The following is a 23925-nucleotide window of genomic DNA, read 5'->3' as shown; positions in this document are numbered from 1 at the left end:
GGTCGCGCCGGAGTGTGCCCGGCGGAGTACAGGATTTCGGTTGTCACGCCTTCGCCGAAAGGGGTTTCAACTGTGGCCGAAAGGGCGTGGTGACGTCGTGTGACGGCATGCATACTCATGGGGCGGGGGGATTGCGGTTGCACAGGTGGGGGTTCGGTGCTGCGTATCCATTTCACTGGAGTGGACCTGGCACGCGTAAGGATGGCAGGGCGTCCCGATGCGTTGTGGGAAACGATTCTCAGTTTTCACCGCTTAAGAGACCGGAGGGATGCCCGGCTGTTCGGTGAATGGCGCACGGAAACGCGAAGCAGGTTGAATGGTGAAACACGTCTGCTGGGCGCGCTGATACCGGGTCGCGGCTATTTCCCCGATTTCCTGACCCCTTCCGAGGGGCAGTACGGGTGGGATGTCGGACTCGACGCGCTGCGCGGGATCCGGGCGGACCGGCTGCGCCGCGAGCTGGCGCTGGTCGGCGGTGGAGCGGGGGCCCAACGGCCCACGAGGCTAAGGGAGTTCGCGGAGGCGGGCAGTTCCCACCTGCCCCGGCTGCTGGGGGAGCTGCGGGGGTACCACCGGGCTGCCGTGGAGCCGTACTGGCCGCACATACAGGCCCAGATAGAGGCCGAGCGGGCGGCCCGCGGCCGCGCATTGCTGGACGGCGGGGCCGATGAACTCCTGGCCTCGCTGCCGCCGATGCTGCGCTGGCGGGCGCCGGTCCTGGAATGCGACTACCCGGTGGACCGGGACGTCCGGCTGCGCGGCCGGGGGCTGCTGTTGCAGCCCTCGTTCTTCTGCCGGCGCACCGCGGTCACCCTGCACGATCCGGAACTGCCGCCGGTGCTGGTCTATCCGGCGGCCGCCCAGCTGGCCTCCGCGCCGGCCGGGGTGGACACGGTCGGCCGGCCGGCCGGGCCGGAGGAGCGGCGGGTGCGGACCCTGGGCAAACTCGTCGGGCACACCCGGTCGGTGGTGCTCCGGGCGATCGGCGACGGTGCCACCACCAGCGAGCTGGCCCGGCGGGCCGGGGTCTCGCTGGCCTCGGCCAGCCAGCACGCCTGTGTGATGCGGGAGGCCGGTCTGGTGACCACCCTCCGGCACGGCAACGCGGTGCTGCACACCGTCACCCCGCTCGGCGCGGCCCTGCTGAACGGGGGCGCGGTGGCCTCCTGAGCGCGGGACTCCGGAACACGGCCGCACCCCGGCGGGCCCGGGCCCGCCGGGGTGCGGCCGTCCGCCGGGTCAGACCCGGAACGGGCCGGTGACCTCGTAGGTGATGCCGGCCGAGGAGCTGCCGCTGGTGCCGCGCTGGCTGGAGAAGTACAGCCGGTTGCCGGCCGGGGAGAAGGCCGGGCCGGTGATCTCCGAGGAGGACTGGCCGTTGATCCGCAGGAACGGCGCGACCACGTCGTCCGGGGTGATCATGCAGATCTCCATGTTGCCGCCGTCCTCGGCGATGTACAGGTCGCCGAAGGTGGAGCCGGTGACGTTGTCGACCCCGGTCAGCGGGGCGCTCCCGCCGGGGACCAGGGAGTCGTCGTAGGCGAGCTCGTAGGTGTTGGTGAGCAGGTTGAGCTGCCAGACCCGGTTGTCGCCCTTGGTGGTGAACCAGACGGTGTCGTTGGCGTAGTGGCAGCCCTCGCCGCCGTTGAACTTCTTGGAGCCGGAGACCTGGCTGCGGGTGGCGGTCGGCGAGCCGTCCGGGTCCGGGACGTTGGCCCAGGTGAAGGAGCCGGAGGTGGCGGTGCCGGCCTTGAGGACCTGGAGGGTGCCGGCGGAGAGGTTGCCCCAGGTGGTGGGGACGAAGCGGTAGAAGCAGCCGCTGGTCTCGTCCTCGGTGAGGTAGACCACCTTGCGGACCGGGTCGGCGGCCGCGGCCTCGTGCTTGAAGCGGCCCATCGCGGGACGCTGCACGGCGGCGTTCACCCCGTACGGGTCGGTCTCGTAGACGAAGCCGCGGTCGACCTCCTCGCAGGACAGCCAGGTGTTCCAGGGGGTCTTGCCGCCGGCGCAGTTCTGCCGGGTGCTGCCCAGGATGCGGTAGGCGCCGGTGACGGTGCCCGAGGAGTTGAACTTCACCGCGCTGGCGCCGCCGCCAGGGTTGATCTCCGAGTTGGAGACGTAGATCCATCCGGTGCCGTCGGCGTAGCAGGCGCCGCCGTCGGGGGCGTTGTGCCAGGTGTACGAGGTGCCGGCGACGGTCTGGCCGGAGCGGGCGATGATCCGGCTGGTGAACCCGGCGGGCAGCATGATGCCGTTGGCGTCGGCCGCGCCGAGGGCCCCGTACGGGCCGGTGCCGGGCTGGGCCGGGGCCGCGTAGGCGGCACCCCGGGCCAGGGTCCCGCCGAAGGCGGCGGCCGAGGAGCCGATGACGGCACCGCGCAGGAAGGTACGACGTTCCACGGTCACTCCTGTGGGAGGAAGGCCCCGGGGCCGGTCGGCCGCACGGGGTCGCACGCGTCGAGGAACCTAGGAGCCCAGAATTGACTGGACGTCAATTCCTCATTACGCCCGGGCGACCGGCCGGGGTTCAATCCCGCGTTCGGCCGTCGGACCGGGCATTTCCGGACACGGCCGGGACGCCTTGGCCGAAAGGCCCGGCATTTCGGGACCTTCCGCCCTGGGGCGGCCGGACGGCGGGGAGGAGGGTGGAGGCATGGACCAGCCCCGTGCCGTCACCGGCCCGCGCGCCGACATCGCCGGGCGCGCCGATCTCGACGCCCTGCTGCGCCGCTTCTACACGGTGGCCTTCGCCGATCCCCGGATCGGGCCGTTCTTCACCCGGATCGCCGGCACGGACCTGGAGGTCCATCTGCCGCGGATCACCGACTTCTGGGAGCGGGCGCTGTTCCGCACCGCCGACTACCGGCGGAACGCCTTCGCGCCGCACGCCGCCCTGCACTCGGCCCGGCAGCTGACCGCCGAGGACTTCGGCCGCTGGGTGCAGCTGTGGCACGCCGCGGTCGACGGACTGCACCGGGGGCCGAACGCCGAGCGGGCCAAGGCCCAGGGGGAGCGGATCGCGGTGGCCCTCTACCGGCGGCTGGCCGGCCAGGATGCCCCGCTGACCGGCCCGGGCCCCGGGTTCATCCCCCTTTCGGCCCTGGAGCTGCGCGCCCCCGCACTCCGCTGACCGCTCTGACCTGCGGTTTCCTCGGCCGGAAAAAATTCTCGCGAGCGGCGATGAGTTTTCCCGGGGCCGCCGGTCTACCTCTCAGAAGCGGCGCACGGAGCGCGGCGTCCGAGAGAAGAGAGAGACCGAGATGTCCCAGCCCCAGACGATCTTCGTGAACCTGCCGGTCAAGGACCTGGACGCGGCCAAGGCCTTCTGGGCCGCCCTCGGCTACGCCACCAACCCGCAGTTCACCGACGAGAACGCCGCCTGCGTGGTGATCAGCGAGACCATCTGCACGATGCTGCTCACCGAAGGCCACTTCAAGCAGTTCGCCACCAAGCCGATCGCCGACGCCTCCCAGAGCACCGAGGTGATGCTGGCGCTGAGCGCCGAGAGCCGCGAGAAGGTCGACTCCGTGATGGCGGCGGCGCTGGCGGCGGGCGGCACCGAGCCCCGCCCCGCCATGGACCTCGGCTTCATGTACGGCCGGGCCTTCGAGGACCTCGACCACCACGTCTGGGAGCTGGTCTGGATGGACCCGGCGGCCCTCCAGGGCTGAACCGCACCGGGGGCCGGCCCTGCCCGGGCCCGCTCAGTACCCGATCAGCGCCCGGAGGTCGCGGCGGTCCGTACCGGATACGTCCGGACCGCCACCTCCGCGTCGTCCAGACAGCGCCCCGACTCCAGGTCGAACCGCTGCTTGAGCAGCGGGGACGCCACGAAGGGGCGGCCCGCCGAGGTCCCCAGCAGCCCCCGGGAGAGCACCTGTGCCCCGGTGAACGGATCCCGGTTGGCGATCGCGTACGGCCGGCCGGACCGGTCCAGGAACACCGCGGCCTGTGTCCCGTCGGGCAGCAGCGCCGCCACCCCCCGGCCCGGGATCAGGGCGGCCAGCTCGCAGACGGTCAGCCAGCCCTCGTCCGAGCGCAGTTCCACGGTCATCGGGTGGCTCCCAGGGTGAGGACGGTGAGATCGGGCTTGACCTGGTCGCGTTCGGGCACGAACCGGACGGTGGGATCGGGGGCGCCGGGCGCGTTGACGAAGGACACGAACCTGCGCAGCCGCTCCGGATCGTCCAGGGTCTCGGCCCATTCGTCCCGGTAGTGCGCCACGTGCTCGGCCATCAGGGCCTCCAGCTCCGCGCACAGCCCCAGCGAGTCCCGGACGACCACCTCCCGCAGGTGCTCCAGGCCGCCCTCCATCCGCTCCAGCCAGGTGGAGGTCCGCTCCAGCCGGTCCGCGGTGCGGATGTAGAACATCAGGAACCGGTCGATCAGCCGGACCAGTTCGGCGTCGGAGAGGTCCTGGGCGAGCAGGTCGGCGTGGCGCGGGGAGGCCCCGCCGTTGCCGCCCACGTAGAGGTTCCAGCCGCCGGCCGTGGCGATCACCCCGAAGTCCTTGCTCTGCGCCTCGGCGCACTCGCGGGCGCAGCCGGACACCGCCGACTTCAGCTTGTGCGGGGCGCGCAGGCCCCGGTAGCGGAGCTCCAGGTCGATGGCCATCCGGACGCTGTCCTGCACCCCGTAGCGGCACCAGGTCTGCCCCACGCAGGACTTCACGGTCCGCAGGGCCTTGCCGTAGGCGTGCCCGGACTCGAACCCGGCCTCGACCAGCCGGGCCCAGATCCGGGGGAGCTGGTCGACGGCGGCCCCGAACAGGTCGATCCGCTGACCGCCGGTGATCTTCGTGTAGAGCCCGAAGTCCCGGGCCACCTCGCCGATCACGATCAGCTTCTCCGGGGTGATCTCACCGCCGGGGATCCGGGGCACCACCGAATAGGAGCCGTTGCGCTGGAGGTTGGCGAGGAAGTGGTCGTTGGTGTCCTGGAGGGCGGCCTGCTCGCCGGCCAGGACATAGCCGCTGGCGCCGATGGCGGGGGCCAGCGAGGCGATGATCGAGCCGACGGCCGGCTTGCAGACCTCGCAGCCCTCGCCGCCGCGCGCGCCCTCCCGGCCGTGGCCGTCGAGGAGCGGGGCGAAGGAGGTCAGCCGGCGGGTGCGGACGATCTCGTAGAGCTCGGCCCGGGTGTGGGCGAAGCAGCCGCACAGCCCCTGGTCGGTCTTCTCGGGCAGCAGCCGTTCGATCACCTTGACGCAGGAGCCGCAGCCGGTGCCGGCCCGGGTGCACTTCTTCACCTCGGCGAGGGTGTCGCAGGCGGCGATCGCCTTCTTGGTCACGTTGTGGCAGGAGCAGACCACCGCCTCGTCGGGCAGCGCCGCCGGACCGAACGCGGCCGGCGCCCCCGCCCCGGCCGGCAGCACCAGCCGCTCGGGGGAGACCGGCGGCACCGTGCCGGTCAGCGGCCGCAGCAGGCCGTACGAGTCGGCCTCGCCGACCAGCACCCCGCCGAGGAGCACTCCGTCGGGGGCCACCACCAGCTTCTTGTACACCCCCGAGCGGGAGTCGGAGTAGACCACGTCCAGGCTGTCCGGGGTGGTGCCGTGCGCGTCGCCGAAGGAGGCCACGTCCACCCCGAGCAGCTTCAGCTTGGTGGACAGGTCGGCGCCGGTGAACTCCCGCCCGCCCGGCCCGTCCGGTCCGTCGGCCAGATCCGCCGCCGCGGTCTCGGCCATCTCGTAGCCGGGGGCGACCAGGCCGTAGACCCGGCCGTCCGCGGCCAGCGCGCACTCGCCGATGGCGTACACCCGCGGGTCGGAGGTGCGGCAGCGGGAGTCCACGGTGATCCCGCCGCGCTCCCCGACGGCCAGTCCGCAGTCCCGGGCCAGCTGGTCGCGGGGCCGGACCCCGGCCGAGAACACCACGAGCTCGGTGTCCACGGCCGTTCCGTCGGACAGCAGCATCCCGCTGACCGCCCCGTCCTGCCCGGTGAGCACCTCCTGGGTGCCCACCCCGGTGTGCACGGTCAGCCCCATGGACCCGATGGTGCGCAGCAGGGCCGCGCCGCCGCCCTCGTCCACCTGGGCGGGCATCAGCCGGGGCGCGAACTCCACGATCCGGGTGGTCAGGCCCAGTCCCTGGAGCGCGCCGGCCGCCTCCAGGCCGAGGAGTCCGCCGCCGACCACGGCGCCGAGGGTCCGCTCCCCGGCGTACTCCTCGATGGCGAGGAGGTCCTCGACGGTGCGGTAGACGAAGCAGCCGGGCGCGTCCCGGCCGGGCACCGGCGGGACGAACGGGTAGGAGCCGGTGGCCAGCACCAGCACGTCGTACGGGAAGACCCGGCCGGAGCGGGCGGTGACCGTGCGGGCCGCCCGGTCGACGGCGGTGGCCGGGTCGTCGAGGTGGAGTTCGATGCCGTGTCCGGCCATGAAGTCCGCGGGGGTGAGGGAGAGGTCCTCGGGGGTGCTGCCGGTGAAGTAGGAGCTGAGGTGGACGCGGTCGTAGGCGGGGCGGGGCTCCTCGCACAGCACGGTGATCCGGTGCGTGGCGGTGGTCCCGTGTTCGGCGAGCGCTTCGAGGTAGCGCTGGCCGACCATGCCGTGCCCGATGAGCACGATCGAGGGCTTGGGGGGCCGGTGGTCGGTCATGGTCAGGAGCCTCCGTCGTCGGTGAGCAGGTGGATCAGCGGGTGCGCGGCCTTCAGGGGTTCGTCGCCGGCCCAGGCGCGGGCCAGGGTGCCCACGGCGGAGAGCTCGCCGAGGAGCACCCCGCCGACCAGCCGGTCGCCGCGGACGACGACCTTGCGGTAGGTCCGGCGGGTGGCGTCGGTGAGTCGCACCACGTCGTCCCCGGGGCGTGCGGTGGGTTCGCCGAAGGCGGCGAGGTCGAGGCCGGTGGGCAGGGTGAGGCGGGTGAGGGCCCTGGTGCCGGTGTAGCGGCGCGGGGGGTTGACGGTCACGGCGGGCGCGAGAGCGGGCACGGGCGCGAGCGCGAGAGCCGGGTCGGCGTAGGCATCGGCGGCTGTGGCTGGATCGGGGTCCGGTGCCGGTTCGCTCAGCAGGGTGGCCAGCACCTCCGCCTGCTCCAGGGCCGGCCCGGCCAGCCCGTAGACCCGTCCGGCGTGCTCGGCGCAGTCGCCGACGGCATGGACGCGGGGGTCGCTGGTGCGCAGCTCGTCGTCGACCAGCACCCCGGTGCCCACCGCCAGCCCGGCGGCCCGCGCCAGCCCGGTCCGCGGCCGCACCCCGCAGGCGAGCACCACCAGTTCGGTGTCCAGCCGGTAGCCGTCGGCGAGCTCCACCCCGGTGACCCGCCGCCGCCCCCCGCCGGCCGGGGCGCAGCCGACCCCGCGGACCCGGCAGTCGGTGTGGACCTCGACCCCGAGGCCGACCAGATGGGAGTGCAGCAGGGCGGAGGCCTCCACGTCCAACTGGCGTTCCATCAGCCGCTCGCCCTGCTGGGTCAGCACCACCCGGACGCCCCGGGCGGCCAGCGCCCGGGCCGCCGAGACGCCGAGCAGCCCGCCGCCGACCACCACGGCGCGCAGCCCGGGCCGGACCGCCCCGGCCAGCGCCAGGCAGTCGTCCATGGTGCGGAACGGGTGCACCCCGTCCGGCAGGTCCCGGCCGGCCGGCTCGAACAGCCCGCGCAGCGGCGGCAGCACCGGGTTGGAGCCGGTGGCCAGCACCAGCGTGCCGTAGGGCTCGACCGAGCCGTCGTCGCAGTGCACCCGCCGCTCGGCCCGGTCGATCCGGACCGCCCGCACCCCCCGGCGCAGCTCCGGTCCGGCCGCCGGGAGGTCGATGACCTCGGGCGGGTAGCGGCCGGCGAGGACCTCGGCGAGCAGCACCCGGTTGTAGGGGTGGTGGCGTTCCTCGCCGAGCACGGTCACGGGGGCCGGGTCGGGGCCGGTGGTGAGGCGCTGGGCGAGACGGAGGCCGGCGAGGCCGCCGCCGATCACCAGCACCCGCTGTCGGGAGGTCATGGCAGGAGCCTGCGCCCCCGCTGTTTCCCCGCCGCATCGCCGTGGTTACCCGGACGGAACGCCGGTCTCCCCGCCCGGGTTAAGGGCCGGTGAGGCCTTCCTCAAGCCGGGCTTAAGGATCTTCCGGTAGGGCTCGGAGCGGGTGCGGGGCCGCCTAGCGTGCCCGGTATGCGCGATGCGGTGGGGCTGGTCAGGGGCGGGATCCTCGGGGGTGCGGGGGCCGTGGCCCTGCTGTGGGCGGTCCAGGTGCGGCCCTCCGCCCGGCTCGACGCGCTGTTCGCCACCGCCGCCCACCTCACCGGCCTCCTCGCCGGGTACGGGGTGCTGGTCCTGCTCTTCCTGATGGCCCGGGTGCCCGCCGTGGAGCACGGGGTGGGCGCCGACCGGCTGGCCCGCTGGCACGCCGCCGCCGGCCGGTACGTCCTGCTGCTCTGCTTCGGGCACGGCCTGTTCGCCCTCCTCGGATACGCCGTGCACGAGCGGGTCGACGTGCTCACCGCCGCCCGCGGGCTCCTCGGCTATCCGGCGCTGGCCGCCGCCGCGGCCGGGACCGCGCTGCTGGCCGCCGTCGGCCTCAGCTCGGTGCGCGCCGTGCGCCGCCGGGTCTCCCACGAGACCTGGCGCGGCATCCACCTCACCGTCTACGCGGCCGCCGCCCTCGGGTTCGCGCACCAGCTCGCCGGGCCCGACCTGGCCGCCCTCGGCTGGTTCTGGGCCCTCGCCCACACGGCGGTCGCCGTGCTGCTGCTCTGGTACCGGGCGGTTGTCCCGGTCCGGCAGGCCCTGCGGCACGGACTGCGGGTGGCGGCGGTCCGCGACGAGGGGCCCGGGGTGGTGTCCGTCCTCGTATACGGCGCCCACCTCGCGGAACTGCGCGCCGAGCCGGGACAGTTCCTGCGCTGGCGGTTCCTGCACCGGCGGCTCTGGCACACCGCCCTGCCGTTCTCGCTGTCCGCGCCGGTCCGCGGCGACACCCTGCGGATCACCGTGAAGGCCCTCGGCGGCCACTCCCGGCGGATCCGCCGGCTCCGGCCCGGCACCCGGGTGATCGCCACCGGCCCGTTCGGGGCGCTCACCGCCGCCCGCCGGACCCGCCCCAAGGTGCTCCTCATCGCGGGCGGGGTCGGCATCACCCCGCTGCGCGCCCTGTTCGAGACCCTGCCGGGCGGCCCCGGCGACCTCACCCTGCTCTACCGGGCGGGCGCCGAGGAGCACCTGGTGCTGCGGTCCGAACTGGAGGAGATCGCGGCAGGCCGGCAGGCCGGACTGCACTATCTGCTGGGCCCCTCGGACGGCGCCTACGATCCGCTGGCCCCGCAGGCGCTGCGCGCCCTGCTCCCGGACCTGGCCGAGCACGACGTCTATCTGTGCGGGCCGCCCGGGATGGCCGGGGCCACCCGGTCCGCGCTGCTGCGGGCCGGGGTGCCGGCCGCCCGTGTCCACTCCGAATGCTTCAGCGTCTGACCCGTCTGACCCGTCTGACCCGTCTGAGCCGTCCGGCGCGTCCGAACCCGAGAGGCCCCCGATCCATGCCCGACCCGCGCCACCCCCTGCACGTCTCCCTCGCGGGCCCCGCCCCGGTGTACGCCCCCGTGGTCGCCGCGGCCGGGCGGCCGTCCCGGCACCGCAGGCCGTCCGCCCGGGAGGCCGCGCTGGCCCGTGCGGCGGGCTCGGCCCGGACGGCCCGGACCGCGGTCGCCGCCGCGCTGGCCTCCGTACCCCCGGCACGCCGGCTGGCCGCCGGGCTGGGGCTGGCCAGCGTGCTCGCGGCCAGTGCGCTGACCTCGCTGGTCGATCCGGCGGCACCGGCCGCGCCGGACCGGGTGCCGGCCGGAAGCTCAAGCCTTGCGCAGGAATCCCGGGATTGATGGATCATGCACCCATCCGTTCCCTAGGGTCTTCCCCGTGCCCGACATATCCCTGACGATGATCATCGTGCTGTGCCTCGCCGCGGCCGCCGCCGGCTGGATCGACGCCGTGGTCGGCGGCGGCGGCCTGCTGCTCCTGCCCGCCCTGCTGCTGGGCCTGCCCGCCGAGGTCCCGCTGACCCACGCCCTGGGCACCAACAAGGCGGTGGCCATCGTCGGCACCACCGGGGCGGCCGTGACCTATGCGCGCAAGGCCCCGGTGGACGTGGGGGTGGCCGCCCGGATCGGGCTGGCCGCGATGGCGGGAGCGGCCGGCGGCGCGCTGCTGGCCGGGGCCTTCCGCAAGGAGACCATGACCCCGGTGATCATGGTGGTGCTGCTGCTGGTCGCCGCCTTCGTGATCTTCCGGCCCTCGTTCGGCGCGGCTCCCGCCGGCGGCCCGGTCACCCGGCAGCGGATCGTCGCCGCGATCCTCCTCGCCGGGGTCGGCATCGGCTTCTACGACGGCCTGATCGGCCCGGGCACCGGCACCTTCCTGGTCCTCGCCCTCACCGGACTGCTCCGGCTCGACCTGCTGACCGCCTCCGCCACCGCCAAGATCGTGAACGTCGGCACCAACGGCGGCGCCCTGCTGGTCTTCTCCCTCCACGGCGCGGTGATGTGGCGGCTGGCCGCGCTGATGGCCGTCTTCAACCTGCTGGGCGGCACCGCCGGGGCCCGGCTGGCCCTGAAGAAGGGCAGCGGATTCGTCCGCGCGGTGCTGCTGACCGTGGTCTGCGCGCTGGTGCTGAAGCTCGGCATGGAGCAGTGGGGCTGAGGGGGCCGGCCGACCGGACGGCGGACGGCGCCGACGGATCGGTGGCCGTCGCCCGGCCCCGCGAACGGGGGGACCTCGCGGGGCGGGCGACGGGGGCGGTACCGGACGGTTCCGCGGCCGGGGCCGCGGCGGGCGCCCGTCAGTCCTGCGTGCCGCTCGCCCGGCGACGCAGGATCCTGGTACCGCCGACGGCGGTCGCGGCCAGCACTGCCGCTCCCGCCGTGATCGTGGCCGGGCCGGCGGAGGTGTCCGCACCACCGCCCGCTCCGGTCGAGCGGCCGCCGGTACGGGTGCGCGGCCCGGCCGCCGGGACCCCGACCCCGACCGCGCCCGCGACCGGCCCGGCGAACGCGTCGGCGGCCGGTGTGGCGGCGGGGTGCGGGTGGGCGGTGCGGCGGCGCATGGGTTCCTCGCTCCGGTGGCGGCGGGCTCGTGGGTCGATCACACCCCGCCGCCACCCCGTCCGCCTGCTGATGCCCCGTCACATTCCCGGCGGCAGCCCCCGATCCCGCAAGTCCGCCCAGGTCAGCCCCGGGAAGGGGGTGCGGTGGCGGCCCCGTCCGTCCGGGTGAGCGGCTCCGCCGTCGGAGGCAGCACCACCAGCGCCAGGGCACCGCCGGACGGCGGGTTCGACAGCTCCACGGACGCGCCGATCACCGCCGCCTGGCCCAGCGCGATGGTCAGCCCCAGCCCGGTGCCCTGGCCCCGCTCCACCGCCCCGGTCAGGAACCGCTGGGGCCCGTCCCGCAGCAGCCTCTCCGGATAGCCCGGCCCCCGGTCCCGGACGGCGACGGTCCGACCGGACACCGACACCGACACCGTCCCACCGCCGTGCCGCCGGGCGTTGACGATCAGATTGGCCAGGATCCGCTCCAGCCGCCGCGCGTCCGTCCGCACGTACACCTCCCCGGACTCCTCACCGGAGACCGGCACCGGCACCGGCCCCCTCTCCGTCCGGGTCTCCGTCACCGTCACCGACGGATCGGACCGGCGCACGATCGACTCCACCAGCGGCCGCAGCGGATGAGCCGACAGCGCCGGCTCCTCCCGGTCGGCATCCAGCCGGGCCACCTCCAGAAGGTCCTCGGTCAGCGTCCGCAGGGCCGCCACCCGGTCCCGCACCAGCTCCGTCGGGCGGCCCGGCGGCAGCAGCTCGGCCGCCGTGTGCAGACCCGTCAGCGGGGTCCGCAGCTCGTGCGCCACATCGGCGGTGAACCGCTGCTCGGCCTCCAGCCGCCGCTGCAGGCTCGCCGCCATCGTGTCCACGGCGGAGGCCAGATCGGCGACCTCGTTCCGGGTCCCCGGCACCCCCGAGGGCCCGATCCGCGCGTCCAGATCGCCCGCGCTGATCCGCCGCGCGGTCTCCGCCGCCGTCCGCAGGTCCTTGCTCAGCCGGCTGGCCAGCAGCGCCCCGCCGACCGCGGACAGGGCCACCACCGCGGCCCCGGAAGCCATCAGCTGCCGGTCCGTCTCCACCAGCTCGTCCCGCTCCTCCCGCAGCGACTGCCGTACGGACAGCACGTGCTCCCCGCCGATCGGCCGGGCCGCCCACACCACCGGGTCGGACCCGTCCATGTCCAGGAAGGTGGTCCGGCGGCCGGACAGCGCCGCCTCCCGCAGCTCGGGCGGCAGCCCCGGGCAGTCGATCCCGGCGTCCGTCTCGCCGACCTTCGCCGCGTCCAGCTGACCGGTCAGCTCGTACACCTGCCGGACCCGCATCAGCTGGGCGACCGCGCCGGCCCGGGCCCCGTCGGCGACCTGCCGGGCCCGCACCTCGTGGATCAGCACACCGATGGTGACGGCCACCAGGGAGCAGCCGACCGCCAGCAGCACCGCGATCTTCCAGCGCAGCCCCAGCGACCGCAGCAGGGCCCGCAGCGGCGGGACCGTCCCGGTCACCGGCCCGCCCGCCCCTCGGCGAGCGAGGAGGAGGGCGAGGGCAGCGGGAGCTCCTCGTCGGCCCGGGCCGCCGCCCGGTCCCGGCCGGCCGCCGGTGCCGCCCCGGGCAGGTCCTTGCTGTAGCGCATCTCATCGCTGACCACGGCCATCCGGCGGCCGTCCCAGCGGTAGCGGACGGCCTGTTCGGCACCGGTGTTCGCGGCCGTCCGCACCAGCAGGTCGCGGCCCAGCGACTCCACCGCCATCCGGCGGCCCAGGGTGAACAGCACCGGCACCACCCGTCCGCGCACCGCCGTGTACACGGCCAGCGCGGACCGCCCGCTCGGCAGATCGGCGGCGGCGATCAGCTCGGGCCGGCCGTCCCCCGTCACGTCCTGGTAGACCACCGGCCGGATCCCGGCCTTCCCGGGGCCGTCGATCCAGCCCTTCCCGGCGACCATCCGCATCGCGTTGTCCGCGCACAGGATCTTCAGCGGATCCATCGCCGGCAGGCCCTCCGCCGGCACCGCGAGGTCCGCCCGGAGCGGCCCGGGGGCCGGCTGCCGGGTGGACACGTCCGCGCCGGGAGCCTCCGGCGAGGGGTCCGTCCAGGCCGCCCACAGCGGTTCCGGGCGGGGCTGGGCGGACACCGTGGGCACCGGCTCGCCCTCCGCCAGCCCGCCGGGCGCGGCGCAGCCGCCCAGCAGGAAGGCGCCGACGGCGAGGACGACGAGGACGACGAGCGCGGGGGCGGCGGCGGCACGGCGGGGCAGGGGCATGGGCATGGGGGCGGAACGGTCCGGTCCGGGGGAAGGGGTGGGGCCGGCGGGAGTGCCGGGGGAGAATCTCCCTACCGTTCTAATCCCAGGGAGGACCCCGTGACATCGGTCGATCGGCCAGTACCGGCCGCTCCGGCGGTGGCGCTCGTCACCGTGCTGACCACCGTGGACTCGGCCGCCGCCGCCGAGGCGCTCGCCCGGGAAGCGGTGGAGACCCGGACCGCCGCCTGCGCGCAGATCTCCGGCCCGGTCACCTCGGTGTACCGGTGGCGGGGCACGGTCGAGACCGTCCGGGAATGGCAGGTGCTGTTCAAGACCACGGAGTCCGGGTACCCGGCCCTGGAAGCCGTGCTGACGGCCGCCCACCCCTACGAGACCCCGGAGATCGTCGCCACCCCGGTGCTCCGCGCCGCCCCCGGCTACGCGGCCTGGATCGTCGCCGAGACCGGCCCGGAGGGCACCCCGTGACCGGTCCGGACCCTGGGCGGGCCGTGCACCCGGAGCCGGAACTGCCCTTCTTCGTCTACGGGACCCTCCGCCCCGGGGAGTACAACCACACCCTGTTCCTGCGCGGCCGCACCGCCGCCGAGGAGCCGGCCCGGCTGCCGGACGCCCGGCTCTACGCCGGCCCCGGCTACCCGTACGCCGTCCACCACCCCGGCGGCTGGATCACCGGCGAGCTGCTCACCGCCGCCCCCGGCACCTACCGGGAGCTGCTGGCCGAGCTGGACCGGCTGGAGGAGTACCACGGCCCCGGCCGCCCCCGGAACGTCTACGACCGGATGTCCCGGGAGGCCCGGCGCCCGGACGGCACCCCGGTCCGCGCCTGGGTCTACCTGGCGGCCCCGGACGTGGCCCGCCGGCTGGCCGAGACCGGCACGGTGATCCCCGGCGGCGACTGGCTCCGCCCCCGCTAGGAAGGCCGCTACAGCCCGGCCGCGCCCTGGGCGCGCAGCCGCAGCCCGTACTGCCGGAGCACCCACAGCTCCTGGTTGACGGCCTGGTGCTGCTCCGCCTGGGTGTGCGGGTTCAGCCGGGCGATCGAGCTGTTGAGCTCGTTGACCCGGCGTTCCACGGCCCGCAGCCGGACCGCCACCAGCTGCTCCCCGGCATAGACCTCGTCCACCGTCTTGCTGAGGACCGCCTCCACCGCCAGCTCGGTGACCATCGCCCGCACGGTGTCGTCGGGGGCCGCCTCCCGCACCCGGGCGAGATAGCCCTCCCCGGCCTGGGTGGTGCCGCCCGCGTCGAGGACGGCCTGCCGGACCGCCGCGTACGGCGGGGCGGTGAACTCGTCCGCCCCGTAGGCGTCGAAGGCGGGGGAGACCAGCTCCGGCCGCTGCAGGGCCAGCTTCAGGAGCTCCCGCTCGGTGCGGTGCGCCGGGCTGCGCAGGTTCAGCGCCGGGCCCGCCGGGGCGGCGGGGGCCGGCGGCCCCTGCTCGTACGCGGGTCCGCGCTGCTGCCGGTCGCCGCGGCCGGGCGGGGCGACCGCGCCGCCGCGCTCGCGCGCCCAGCGGGCCAGCTGGGCGACCCGCTTGACCACGAACTGCTCGTCGCGGACCCCCAGCATCCCGGCGAGCTGCACCGCGGACTCGTGCTGGATGGCGATGTTCTTGATGTGGGCGACCACCGGGGCGGCCTCGTCCAGCGCGGCCGCCCGCCCGGCCGGGTTGTCCAGGTTGTGCCGGGCCACGATGTGCCGCAGCGCGAACTCGAACAGCGGGGTGCGCGAGTCCACCAGCCCGGCCACCGCCGCGTCCCCCTGCGCGAGCCGCAGCTCGCAGGGGTCCATGCCGCCGGGGGTGATCGCGATGGAGGTCTCGGCGGCGAACTTCTGGTCGTCCTCGAAGGCCCGCAGCGCGGCCTTCTGGCCGGCCGCGTCCCCGTCGAAGGTGAAGATCACCTCGGCGGTGGCGTTGTCCATCAGCAGCCGGCGGAGGATCTTGATGTGGTCCCCGCCGAAGGCGGTGCCGCAGGTGGCGATGGCGGTGGTCACCCCGGCCAGATGGCAGGCCATGACATCGGTGTAGCCCTCGACCACCACCGCCCGGGAGGTCTTCGCGATCTCCTTCTTGGCCAGGTCGATGCCGTACAGCACCTGGGACTTCTTGTAGATCGCCGTCTCGGGGGTGTTCAGGTACTTCGGGCCGTTGTCGTCCTCGCGGAGCTTGCGGGCGCCGAAGCCGACCACCTCGCCGCTGATGTCGCGGATGGGCCACATCAGCCGGCCGCGGAACCGGTCGATGGGCTTGCCGCTGCGGCTGTCCTGGGCGAGCCCGGAGGTGATCAGCTCCTTGTCGGTGAAGCCCCGGCCGCGCAGGAACCGGGTCAGGTGGTCCCAGCCGGCCGGGCTGTAGCCCACGCTGAAGTGGGCGGCCGCGGCCTGGTCGAAGCCGCGCTCGGCCAGGAACTTGCGGCCGATCTCCGCCTCGGGGGACTCCAGCTGCTCCACGTAGAACTGGGCGGCCGCCTTGTGCGCCTCGACCAGCCGGATCCGCTCGCCGCGGCCGCTGGTGCCCGCGGTGTAGCCGCCCTCCTCGTACCGGAGGGTGATGCCGGCCTGGCCGGCCAGCCGCTCCACCGCCTCCGAGAAGGAGAGGTGGTCGATCTTCATGATGAAGTCGAGGGTGTCCCCGCCCGCCTGGCAGCCGAAGCAGTGGTAGAGCCCCTTGCCGGGGCTGACCTGGAAGGACGGGGACTTCTCGTCGTGGAAGGGGCAGAGGCCCTTGAGGTTGCCGCCACCCGCGTTGCGGAGCTGGAGGTACTCGGAAACGACGGCGTCGATCGGGACCGCGTCCCGTACCGCCTTCACGTCGTCGTCGTTGATCCTGCCGGCCACGCGTGAATTCTACGGCCGGGTCAGGACATTCCCGCCCCGAGGCCCTCCGCCCGCCGCCCGCTACCCGGCCGGGACCAGCGAGGACAGGGAGGTACCGGCGTCCGCGAGGGCGTGCGGGTCCACCGCGGCCCCCGAGCGGATCAGCCGCTGGATGTCCTCGGTGACGTCCCACACGTTCACGTTCATCCCGGCGAGCACCCGGCCCTCGGACAGCCAGAAGGCGATGAACTCCCGGCGGGCGGCGTCCCCGCGGAGCACGATCTGGTCGTAGGCGCCGGGCGGGGCGTACCCCGAGTACTCCAGGCCCACGTCGTACTGGTCGGAGAAGAAGTACGGCACCCGGTCGTAGGACACCTCCTGGCCGAGCATCGCGCGGGCCGCGGCCGGGCCGCCGTTCAGGGCGTTCGCCCAGTGCTCCACCCGCAGCCGGGTGCCGAGCAGCGGGTGGTGGGCGGCCGCCACGTCGCCGGCCGCGAAGACGTCCGGGTCGGAGGTGCGCAGCGAGGCGTCCACCGCGATGCCGCCGCCGTGCGCCCGGTCGACCAGGGCCAGGCCGGAGGTCTCGGCGAGCGCGGTGCGCGGGGCGGCGCCGATCGCGGCGAGCACCGCGTGCGCCGGGTGCTCCTCGCCGTCGTCGGTGCGGGCGGCGAAGACCATGCCGTCCTGGCCGGTGATCTCGGTCAGCCGGGCGCCGAAGTGGAAGCGGACCCCGTGCTCGGCGTGCAGGTCCCGGAAGACCGCGCCGATCTCCGGGCCGAGGACCGAGTGCAGCGGGCCGGCCTCCGGTTCGACCACGGTCACCTCCACCCCGTACCCGCGGGCGGCGGCCGCGACCTCCAGGCCGATCCAGCCGGCGCCCGCGATCAGCAGGTGGCCGTTGTCCCGGCCCAGCGAGGACAGCACCCCGCGCAGCCGCTCGGCGTGCGCCAGCCGGCGCAGGTGGTGCACCCCGGCCAGGTCGGTGCCGGGGATGTCCAGCCGGTGCGGTTCGGCGCCGGTGGCCAGCAGCAGCTTGTCGTAGTGCAGGGCGGTGCCGTCGCCCAGCACCACCTTCCGGGCCTCCCGGTCCAGGTGGACGGCCGGCTGCCCCAGGTGCAGCTCCACGTCCTCGCGGGCGTACCAGCCGGGCTCGTGCACGAAGACGCTGTCCCGTTCCTCCTTGCCCAGCAGATAGCCCTTGGACAGCGGAGGGCGTTCGTACGGGTGGTCGCGCTCGTCACCGATCAGGATCACCCGGCCGGTGAACCCCTCCGCCCTGAGTGTTTCCGCCGCCTTTGCCCCGGCGAGACCTCCGCCGACGATGACGAACGTCCGGTGTGCGTCGACCACCTGATGCCTCCTCATAACCTCTGTGTCACATGCGGGCCCCAGCGAGCGTCCCGCACGGATCCTGTCGCGTGAAGGGGGAATGGCCCGATCGGCTCACCCCGCGGCGCGCCGCCCGCGGCGGGTGAGACGGGTGTGCAGGGAGCGGGCGGAGGCGTCGGTGAGGGAGGCGATCTGGTCGATGACCGCGCGTTTCCTGGCCCGGTCGTCGGGCGCGTCGTCGAACAGGGCCCGGAACTGGGGGTCCAGCCCCTCGGGCGCGCGGGCGTACAGCGCCTCCGCCAGTTCGGCCAGGACGATGCGCTGGTCGGCCCGGACCCGCTCCTGTGCGGCGCGCTGCATCACGTACAGATCGGCGACCGCCTTGAGTACGGCGCATTCCTCGCGGGTCTCCCGGGGTACCACCAGCTCCGCCGCGTACCGGGTGAGCCGGCCGGGGCCGTGGGCCTCCCGGGTGGCGGACTCGGCGGCCAGGCAGAACCGGCCGATGAGCTGGCTGGTGGCGTCCTTGAGGCGGGCCTGGGCGACGGCCGAGCCGTCGTATCCGTGCGGCCACCACTCCTGTTCCATCAGCCGGTCCAGGGCCTCGCGCAGCTGCTCGGGATCGGTGTCGGCCGGGACGTAGCGGCCGATGGCCACCCGCCAGATGGCCTCCCGCTCCGGCTCGGCGAACAGCAGGTTGGGATCCAGGTGGCCGGCGTGCAGACCGTCCTCGAAGTCGTGCACGGAGTAGGCCACGTCGTCGGCCCAGTCCATCACCTGGGCCTCGAAGCACTTGCGGTCCGCGGGCGCGCCGGCCCGCAGCCATGCGAACACCGGCAGGTCGTCCTCGTACGCCCCGAACTTCACCGAACCGGGATCGGTGGGGTGGCCGCCGCGCGGCCAGGGGTACTTGGTGGCGGCGTCCAGGCAGGCCCGGGTGAGGTTGAGGCCCACGCTGACCGGTTCGCCGGTGCGCGGGTCGGGGACGAACCGCTTGGGCTCCAGCCGGGTCAGCAGGCGCAGCGACTGGGCGTTGCCCTCGAAGCCGCCGCAGTCCGCGGCGAACTCGTTGAGCACCTCCTCGCCGTTGTGCCCGAAGGGCGGGTGGCCCATGTCGTGGGAGAGGCAGGCGGCCTCCACCAGATCGGGGTCGCAGCCCAGCGCCCAGCCCAGTTCGCGGCCCACCTGGGCGCATTCCAGGGAGTGGGTGAGCCGGGTGCGGGGGCTGGCGTCCCAGTCGTAGGAGCGGGTGCCGGGGGTGACCACCTGGGTCTTCCCGGCCAGCCGGCGCAGCGCGCCGGAGTGCAGCACTCGGGCCCGGTCGCGTTGGAAGGCGGTCCGGCCGGGTCGTTTGTCGGGCTCGGCGGCCCAGCGTTCGGTGGCGGACGGGTCGTACGGGTCGTGCAGGGTGCCTTCCATGCCTCGACGTTAACCGGAAGGAACGACAAACCGGGATCAGGCGGTGGCGAGTTCCCGCCCGGTGGGGGCCGTGGCGGGGCCGCCGGGGGCGGTGTGCCGGGCCCGGTCGAAGCGGTGCAGCAGCAGCCGGGCCAGGGCCGGGTGGTCGCCGAGCGGTGCGGCGGCCGGCCCGGATCCGGCCGCGGCGGCGGCCCGGGCGGCGAAGAGGCCGGGGGCGGCGAAGCAGGAGGCGACGGCGACCCGGTGGCCGCGGGCGGTGAGGGAGCGGACGGCCTCGCGCACGGTGGGGGCGGCGGCGGAGGCGTAGCCGGGCAGCACCGGCACCCCGCCGAGGCGTTCGGCGAGCAGGGCGGCCGTACGGGCGGTGCCGCGGGCCGAACCGGGGTCCAGGGACCCGGCGGCGGCGAGCACCACGGCGGTGCCGGGGGTCCAGCCGGCCTCCAGCAGCCGGTCCCGCAGGGCCTCCACCAGCAGCGGGTGCGGGCCGAGCGGGCGGGCGAGGGCGGGGCGCGGTCCGGGGGCGCGGCCGGCGGCCAGCGGGAGGTCGTGCCGGACGTGGTGGCCGGGGGAGAAGAGCAGCGGCACCAGCACGGCCTCGCCGTGGAGTTCCCGCAGGGTGTCGTCGAGCAGCGGGGAGGTCAGCCCGAGGTGGCCGAGCCGGACGTCGAGGCGGGGGCGGAGTTCGCGGACCCGGTCGAGCAGGGCGAGGGTGCTGTCGAGGGCGCGCGGGTCACGGCTGCCGTGGGCGACGGCGACGAGGGTGGGCATGCGGGGTCTCCGTGGTGCCGGGCTCCGGGCGGGCGCAGGCCGCTGAGCTGGGTGCCGAGCTGGGCGGTGATCCGGCCCAGCAGCTCGGCCGCACTGCCGAAGGGGAGGGAGGGGAGGGAGGGGAGGGCGGGGAGGGCGGACAGCGGAGGGTGCACCGGCTCTGTCATGGACCGATCCTGGCGGGTGCAGGTTGCCGGGCCGTTGCGCCGGGGTGACGGGTCTTTGCCGGAACCTCACTCGGTCATTCGTACGGGTGAAAGGGGGTGGTGGGGGAACTGGGGTGCGGGTCCCGCTCGTCGGGATCTATGCAGGCCGAAGGTGATGGCGATGACGATGGCGATGGCGCGGGACACGGGGGACGGGCATGGGGCTGGGCACGAGCGGGCGGGGGAAGGAACGGCCCGGGACCGGGTGGCGCGGGACCGGATGGCCCAGGATCGGGCGGCGGGGGACCGGGTGGCGCGGGACCGGGCGGCGCGGGACGGGATGGCTCAGGACGGTCGCCGGGCGGCGGCGGGCGGTCCAGGCGGTGGTGCTGGGCTGCGTGCTGATGCTGCTGCCCTCGGCCTGGACCCACGCGGTGGCCGAGGACCGGCTGCACACCACGGCCGACGTGCCCGCCACCGATGTGGCGGTGGTGTTCGGGGCGGGCCTGCTGGGCGAGCGCCCCACCCCGTATCTGGCCCGCCGGCTGGACGCGGCCGCCGAGCTCTACCGGACCGGCCGGGTCAAGGTGGTCCTGGTCACCGGGGACAACAGCCGCGAGGAGTATGACGAGCCCGACGCCATGCGGGCCTACCTCCGCTCCCAGGGGGTGCCGGACGCCCGCATCGTCAGCGACTACGCGGGCTTCGACAGCTGGGACTCCTGCGTCCGGGCCAAGGAGATCTTCGGGGTGGACCGGGCCGTGCTGATCAGTCAGGGCTTCCACATACGCCGGGCGGTCGCCCTCTGCCAGGCGGCCGGTATCGACTCGTACGGCGTCGGGGTCTCCGATGTGCACGACGCGACCTGGTACTACGGCGGGGCCCGGGAGGTGCTCGCCGCGGGCAAGGCCGCGCTGGACGCGGTGTTCACCCCCGATCCGACCTTCCTCGGACCGAAGGAGCAGGGGGTGTCGCGGGCCCTGGGCACTCTGGCAGACTGACAGGACTATTCCGAATAGTCATATGACTTTCTGTCGTGTGGTCGTCTCGAACGGTAGAGGTGGATTCCCGTGGCTGTGGTGGATCTGACCGGCAAGGTCGTCGTCATCACCGGTGGCGCCCGAGGGCTGGGGGCGGCGGCCGCGCAGGCCGTGGTGGACGGCGGCGGCAAGGTGCTCATCACCGACGTGCTGGAGGAGGAGGGCGCGGCCACCGCCGCCAAGCTCGGCGACTCCGCCCGCTTCCTGAAGCACGACGTCACCAGCGAGGCCGACTGGCAGGCCGCGCTGGACCACGCGGTCGCCGAGTTCGGCCGGCTCGACGGCCTGGTCAACAACGCGGGCATAGCCACCGGCCAGTTCCTGGAACACGAGAGCGTCGAGCACTTCCGCCGCTGCCTGGAGATCAACCTGCTGGGGGTGTTCATCGGCATCAAGACCGCCGTCCCGCTGCTCCGGGCCTCCGGCGGCGGATCCATCGTCAACATCTCCTCGGCGGCCGGACTCACCGGCCTCGCCCTCACCGCCGGGTACGGCGCCTCCAAGTGGGGGGTCCGCGGCCTGTCGAAGATCGGCGCGGTGGAGCTCGCCGAGGACCGGATCCGGGTGAACTCGGTGCACCCCGGCATGACCCTCACCCCGATGACCGCCCCGGTCGGCATCCAGACCGGCGAGGGCAACTACCCGGGAGCCCCGATGGGCCGGGTCGGCGTCCCCGAGGAGATCGCCGCCGCCGTGGCCTTCCTGCTCTCCGACGCCGCCGGCTACATGACCGGCTCCGAACTGGCCGTGGACGGCGGCTGGACCGCCGGCCTCACCGTCCGCCACCTCACCGGCCAGGACGCCCCGCGCTGAGGCGGAGCACCCCCGCCCTTAACGCGGGACGCGGACCGGCGTAACACCCGGGACGCAGCCTGGACCCATGCACACCACCGCGACCCACTGCCCGTACTGCGCGCTCCAGTGCGGGATGAACCTCCGAGCCGCCGCCGGGGACCAGGCGGTCGAGGTGGTGGAGCGCGAGGACTTCCCGGTCAACCGGGGAGCCCTGTGCGGCAAGGGGCGCACCGCCCCCGCGCTGCTCGCCCCCGGGCTGCGGCTCACCGAACCGCTGGTCCGCCGCAGGACGGGGCGGCTGGAGCCGGCCGGCTGGGAGGAGGCCCTCGACACCGTCGCCGAGGGCCTCGCCCGGACCCGGCGGGCCCACGGCCCGGACGCCGTCGGGGTGTTCGGCGGCGGCGGGCTCACCAACGAGAAGGCCTACGCCCTGGGCAAGTTCGCCCGGACCGTGCTCGGCACCTCGCAGATCGACTACAACGGCCGCTTCTGCATGTCCTCGGCCGCCGCCGCCCACCAGCGGGCCTTCGGCCTGGACCGCGGGCTGCCCTTCCCGCTCGCCGACATCCCCCGCACCGGCTGTGTGATCCTCGTCGGCTCCAACCCGGCCGACACGATGCCGCCCGCACTCCGCTACTTCACCGAACTGAGGGAGAACGGCGGCACCCTGATCGTCGTCGACCCGCGCCGCACCCGCACCGCCGAACAGGCCGACCTGCACCTCGCCCCCCGCCCCGGCACCGATCTGGCCCTCGCCCTCGGCCTGCTCCACCTGGTGGTCGCCGAGGGCCGCACCGACGAGGAGTTCATCGCCGCCCGCACCACCGGCTGGCCCCAGGCCCGGGCCGCCGCCATGGCCCACTGGCCCGAACAGGTGGAACGGATCACCGGGATCCCGGTGCCCCGGCTCCGCGAGGCCGTCGCCCTGTTCTGCGCCCCCGACACCGGCATGGTGCTCACCGCCCGGGGCCCCGAGCAGCAGTCCAAGGGCACCGACACCGTCTCCGCCTGGATCAACCTCTGCCTGGCCACCGGCCGGGCCGGCCGCCCCCGCTCCGGCTACGGCTGCCTCACCGGCCAGGGCAACGGCCAGGGCGGCCGGGAGCACGGCCAGAAGGCCGACCAACTCCCCGGCTACCGCAAACTCACCGATCCGGCCGCCCGCGCCCATGTGGCCGCCGTCTGGGGAGTCGACCCCGACTCCCTGCCCGGCCCCGGCCGCAGCGCCTACGAACTCCTCGACGCCCTCGGACAGGACGTCCGCGCCCTGCTGCTGATGGGCTCCAACCCGGTCGTCTCCGCCCCGCACGCCTCCCGGGTCGAGGACCGCATCCGCTCCCTGGACTTCCTGGCCGTCGCCGACGTGGTGCTCTCCGAGACCGCCGCCCTCGCCGACGTGGTCCTCCCGGTCACCCAGTGGGCCGAGGAGACCGGCACCACCACCAACCTCGAAGGCCGGGTGCTGCTCCGCCGCCGGGCCCTCGACCCGCCCCCCGGGGTCCGCGGCGACCTCCGGGTGCTGCACGGCCTCGCCGCCCGGCTCGGCCCGCCCGGGGCGGCGGACAAGGCCTTCCCCGAGGACCCCGAGGAGGTCTTCGAGGAGCTCCGCCGCGCCTCGGCCGGCGGCCCCGCCGACTACTCCGGCATCTCCTACCGCGCCATCGAGGAACACCAGGGCGTCTTCTGGCCCTGCCCGGACGGCACCCCGGCCCCCGGCACCCCGCGGCTCTTCCTGGACCGGTTCGCCACCGAGGACGGCCGGGCCCGGTTCGTCCCCGTCGCCCACCGCGAGGCGGCCGAGGTCACCGACGCCGACTACCCGTTGCTGCTGACCACCGGCAGGGTCCTGGCCCAGTACCAGTCCGGGGCCCAGACCCGCCGGGTCGCGGACCTCAACTCCGCGGCCCCCGGCCCCTTCGTGGAACTCCACCCCCGGCTCGCCGAGCGGATCGGCGCCACCGAGGGCCTTCCGCTGGCCGTCACCTCCCGCCGGGGTCGCGCGGTGGCCCCTGCCCGGATCACCGACGCCATCCGCCCCGACACGGTCTTCATGCCTTTCCACTGGCCGGGGGAGGGCCGCGCCAACTCCCTCACCAACCCGGCCCTGGACCCGGTCTCCAAGATGCCCGAGTTCAAGTCCTGCGCCGTCCGCGTCGAACCCGCCTAGCCGGCCCGGGGTGGACCGGACCGGACCGGACCGGAGCGGACCGGGGCGGACCGGCCCGGGCCCGGCGGGTCCGCCCCTTCCGGATCCCGTCGGACATGTGTGCGGTATGCGTCGGAGTTCCGGTCGGGGGGTAACCATGCGGTCACGCACCGGACTCAGAAAGTGCC

Annotated in this window: 22 protein-coding genes; 11 read left to right on the top strand and 11 right to left on the bottom strand. The window is 74.7% G+C overall.

Annotated elements, in window-relative coordinates; genetic code table 11:
* Positions 1 to 156: 156 nt before the first annotated feature.
* Entirely contained in the window at positions 157 to 1170 is a 1014-nt protein-coding gene (locus tag ACZ50K_RS03250) for an ArsR/SmtB family transcription factor (protein WP_468896817.1), read from the top strand.
* 69 nt (positions 1171 to 1239) lie between these two features.
* Here the strand turns inward: ACZ50K_RS03250 and ACZ50K_RS03245 are convergent, their stop codons facing one another.
* Positions 1240 to 2400: an alkaline phosphatase PhoX gene (locus tag ACZ50K_RS03245; RefSeq protein ID WP_468896815.1), complete on the bottom strand. Its 1161-nt coding sequence runs from the start codon at positions 2398 to 2400 to the stop codon at positions 1240 to 1242.
* A 253-nt stretch (positions 2401 to 2653) separates the two neighbouring features.
* Between ACZ50K_RS03245 and ACZ50K_RS03240 the strand changes: the two genes are divergently transcribed.
* Positions 2654 to 3130, top strand: coding sequence for a group III truncated hemoglobin (locus ACZ50K_RS03240; RefSeq protein ID WP_468896813.1), 477 nt, complete (start codon positions 2654 to 2656; stop codon positions 3128 to 3130).
* A 130-nt stretch (positions 3131 to 3260) separates the two neighbouring features.
* Positions 3261 to 3671 carry a VOC family protein gene (locus tag ACZ50K_RS03235; protein WP_468896811.1) on the top strand — a complete coding sequence of 137 codons (411 nt, stop codon included), beginning with the start codon at positions 3261 to 3263 and terminating at the stop codon, positions 3669 to 3671.
* Between the two features lie 44 nt (positions 3672 to 3715).
* On the opposite strand, the gene nirD is transcribed toward ACZ50K_RS03235, so the two are convergent.
* The 3 genes from nirD to ACZ50K_RS03220 are packed head-to-tail and all read right to left on the bottom strand — an operon-like array spanning position 3716 to position 7934.
* Positions 3716 to 4054: a nitrite reductase small subunit NirD gene (gene nirD / locus ACZ50K_RS03230; protein ID WP_468896809.1), complete on the bottom strand. Its 339-nt coding sequence runs from the start codon at positions 4052 to 4054 to the stop codon at positions 3716 to 3718.
* Positions 4051 to 6597: a nitrite reductase large subunit NirB gene (gene nirB / locus ACZ50K_RS03225; protein WP_468896807.1), complete on the bottom strand. Its 2547-nt coding sequence runs from the start codon at positions 6595 to 6597 to the stop codon at positions 4051 to 4053. The genes nirD and nirB overlap by 4 nt, the downstream gene beginning before the upstream one ends.
* 2 nt (positions 6598 to 6599) lie before the next feature.
* Positions 6600 to 7934, bottom strand: a complete 1335-nt coding sequence (locus ACZ50K_RS03220) for an NAD(P)/FAD-dependent oxidoreductase (protein ID WP_468896805.1) — start codon at positions 7932 to 7934, stop codon at positions 6600 to 6602.
* Between the two features lie 168 nt (positions 7935 to 8102).
* On the opposite strand from ACZ50K_RS03220, the gene ACZ50K_RS03215 reads away from it, so the two are divergent.
* From ACZ50K_RS03215 to ACZ50K_RS03205, 3 genes are all read left to right on the top strand, one after another.
* Complete coding sequence (locus ACZ50K_RS03215) at positions 8103 to 9398, top strand: ferredoxin reductase family protein (RefSeq protein ID WP_468896803.1); 1296 nt, start codon at positions 8103 to 8105, stop codon at positions 9396 to 9398.
* A gap of 65 nt (positions 9399 to 9463) precedes the next feature.
* Entirely contained in the window at positions 9464 to 9802 is a 339-nt protein-coding gene (locus ACZ50K_RS03210) for a hypothetical protein (protein ID WP_468896801.1), read from the top strand.
* 37 nt (positions 9803 to 9839) lie between these two features.
* Complete coding sequence (locus tag ACZ50K_RS03205; protein WP_468896799.1) at positions 9840 to 10619, top strand: sulfite exporter TauE/SafE family protein; 780 nt, start codon at positions 9840 to 9842, stop codon at positions 10617 to 10619.
* A 139-nt stretch (positions 10620 to 10758) separates the two neighbouring features.
* On the opposite strand, the gene ACZ50K_RS03200 is transcribed toward ACZ50K_RS03205, so the two are convergent.
* The 3 genes from ACZ50K_RS03200 to ACZ50K_RS03190 form a co-directional block, all read right to left on the bottom strand.
* Positions 10759 to 11064, bottom strand: a complete 306-nt coding sequence (locus ACZ50K_RS03200; protein ID WP_468896797.1) for a hypothetical protein — start codon at positions 11062 to 11064, stop codon at positions 10759 to 10761.
* 80 nt (positions 11065 to 11144) lie between these two features.
* Positions 11145 to 12518 carry an ATP-binding protein gene (locus tag ACZ50K_RS03195; RefSeq protein ID WP_468896796.1) on the bottom strand — a complete coding sequence of 458 codons (1374 nt, stop codon included), beginning with the start codon at positions 12516 to 12518 and terminating at the stop codon, positions 11145 to 11147.
* Entirely contained in the window at positions 12515 to 13282 is a 768-nt protein-coding gene (locus ACZ50K_RS03190) for a hypothetical protein (protein ID WP_468896794.1), read from the bottom strand. Before ACZ50K_RS03190 ends, ACZ50K_RS03195 begins: the two co-directional genes overlap by 4 nt.
* Before the next feature lie 93 nt (positions 13283 to 13375).
* Between ACZ50K_RS03190 and cutA the strand changes: the two genes are divergently transcribed.
* Positions 13376 to 13744 carry a divalent-cation tolerance protein CutA gene (gene cutA / locus ACZ50K_RS03185; protein ID WP_468896792.1) on the top strand — a complete coding sequence of 123 codons (369 nt, stop codon included), beginning with the start codon at positions 13376 to 13378 and terminating at the stop codon, positions 13742 to 13744.
* The gene (locus tag ACZ50K_RS03180) at positions 13741 to 14193 is read left to right on the top strand and encodes a gamma-glutamylcyclotransferase family protein (protein ID WP_468896790.1); all 453 of its coding nucleotides are present in this window, start codon (positions 13741 to 13743) and stop codon (positions 14191 to 14193) included. The genes cutA and ACZ50K_RS03180 overlap by 4 nt, the downstream gene beginning before the upstream one ends.
* Before the next feature lie 8 nt (positions 14194 to 14201).
* Here the strand turns inward: ACZ50K_RS03180 and dnaG are convergent, their stop codons facing one another.
* From dnaG to ACZ50K_RS03160, 4 genes are all read right to left on the bottom strand, one after another.
* Positions 14202 to 16115: a DNA primase gene (gene dnaG / locus ACZ50K_RS03175; protein ID WP_468896788.1), complete on the bottom strand. Its 1914-nt coding sequence runs from the start codon at positions 16113 to 16115 to the stop codon at positions 14202 to 14204.
* 60 nt (positions 16116 to 16175) lie between these two features.
* Positions 16176 to 17444, bottom strand: a complete 1269-nt coding sequence (locus tag ACZ50K_RS03170) for an NAD(P)/FAD-dependent oxidoreductase (RefSeq protein WP_468896786.1) — start codon at positions 17442 to 17444, stop codon at positions 16176 to 16178.
* Between the two features lie 93 nt (positions 17445 to 17537).
* Positions 17538 to 18842 carry a deoxyguanosinetriphosphate triphosphohydrolase gene (locus ACZ50K_RS03165; protein ID WP_468896784.1) on the bottom strand — a complete coding sequence of 435 codons (1305 nt, stop codon included), beginning with the start codon at positions 18840 to 18842 and terminating at the stop codon, positions 17538 to 17540.
* Positions 18843 to 18878: 36 nt separating this feature from the next.
* On the bottom strand, positions 18879 to 19610 hold the full coding sequence (locus ACZ50K_RS03160; protein WP_468896783.1) for a sirohydrochlorin chelatase: 732 nt from the start codon (positions 19608 to 19610) through the stop codon (positions 18879 to 18881).
* A 364-nt stretch (positions 19611 to 19974) separates the two neighbouring features.
* Between ACZ50K_RS03160 and ACZ50K_RS03155 the strand changes: the two genes are divergently transcribed.
* From ACZ50K_RS03155 to ACZ50K_RS03145, 3 genes are all read left to right on the top strand, one after another.
* Complete coding sequence (locus ACZ50K_RS03155) at positions 19975 to 20757, top strand: SanA/YdcF family protein (protein ID WP_468896781.1); 783 nt, start codon at positions 19975 to 19977, stop codon at positions 20755 to 20757.
* Between the two features lie 75 nt (positions 20758 to 20832).
* Positions 20833 to 21609, top strand: a complete 777-nt coding sequence (locus tag ACZ50K_RS03150) for a glucose 1-dehydrogenase (protein ID WP_468897203.1) — start codon at positions 20833 to 20835, stop codon at positions 21607 to 21609.
* A gap of 67 nt (positions 21610 to 21676) precedes the next feature.
* Complete coding sequence (locus tag ACZ50K_RS03145; protein ID WP_468896779.1) at positions 21677 to 23758, top strand: molybdopterin oxidoreductase family protein; 2082 nt, start codon at positions 21677 to 21679, stop codon at positions 23756 to 23758.
* The last annotated feature ends 167 nt before the right edge of the window (positions 23759 to 23925 follow it).

The sequence above is a fragment of the Streptomyces sp. NPDC033845 genome (assembly GCF_055576225.1).
The sequence above is the reverse complement of the archived record's forward strand: the minus strand, read 5'-3'. Positions and strand labels throughout refer to the sequence as shown.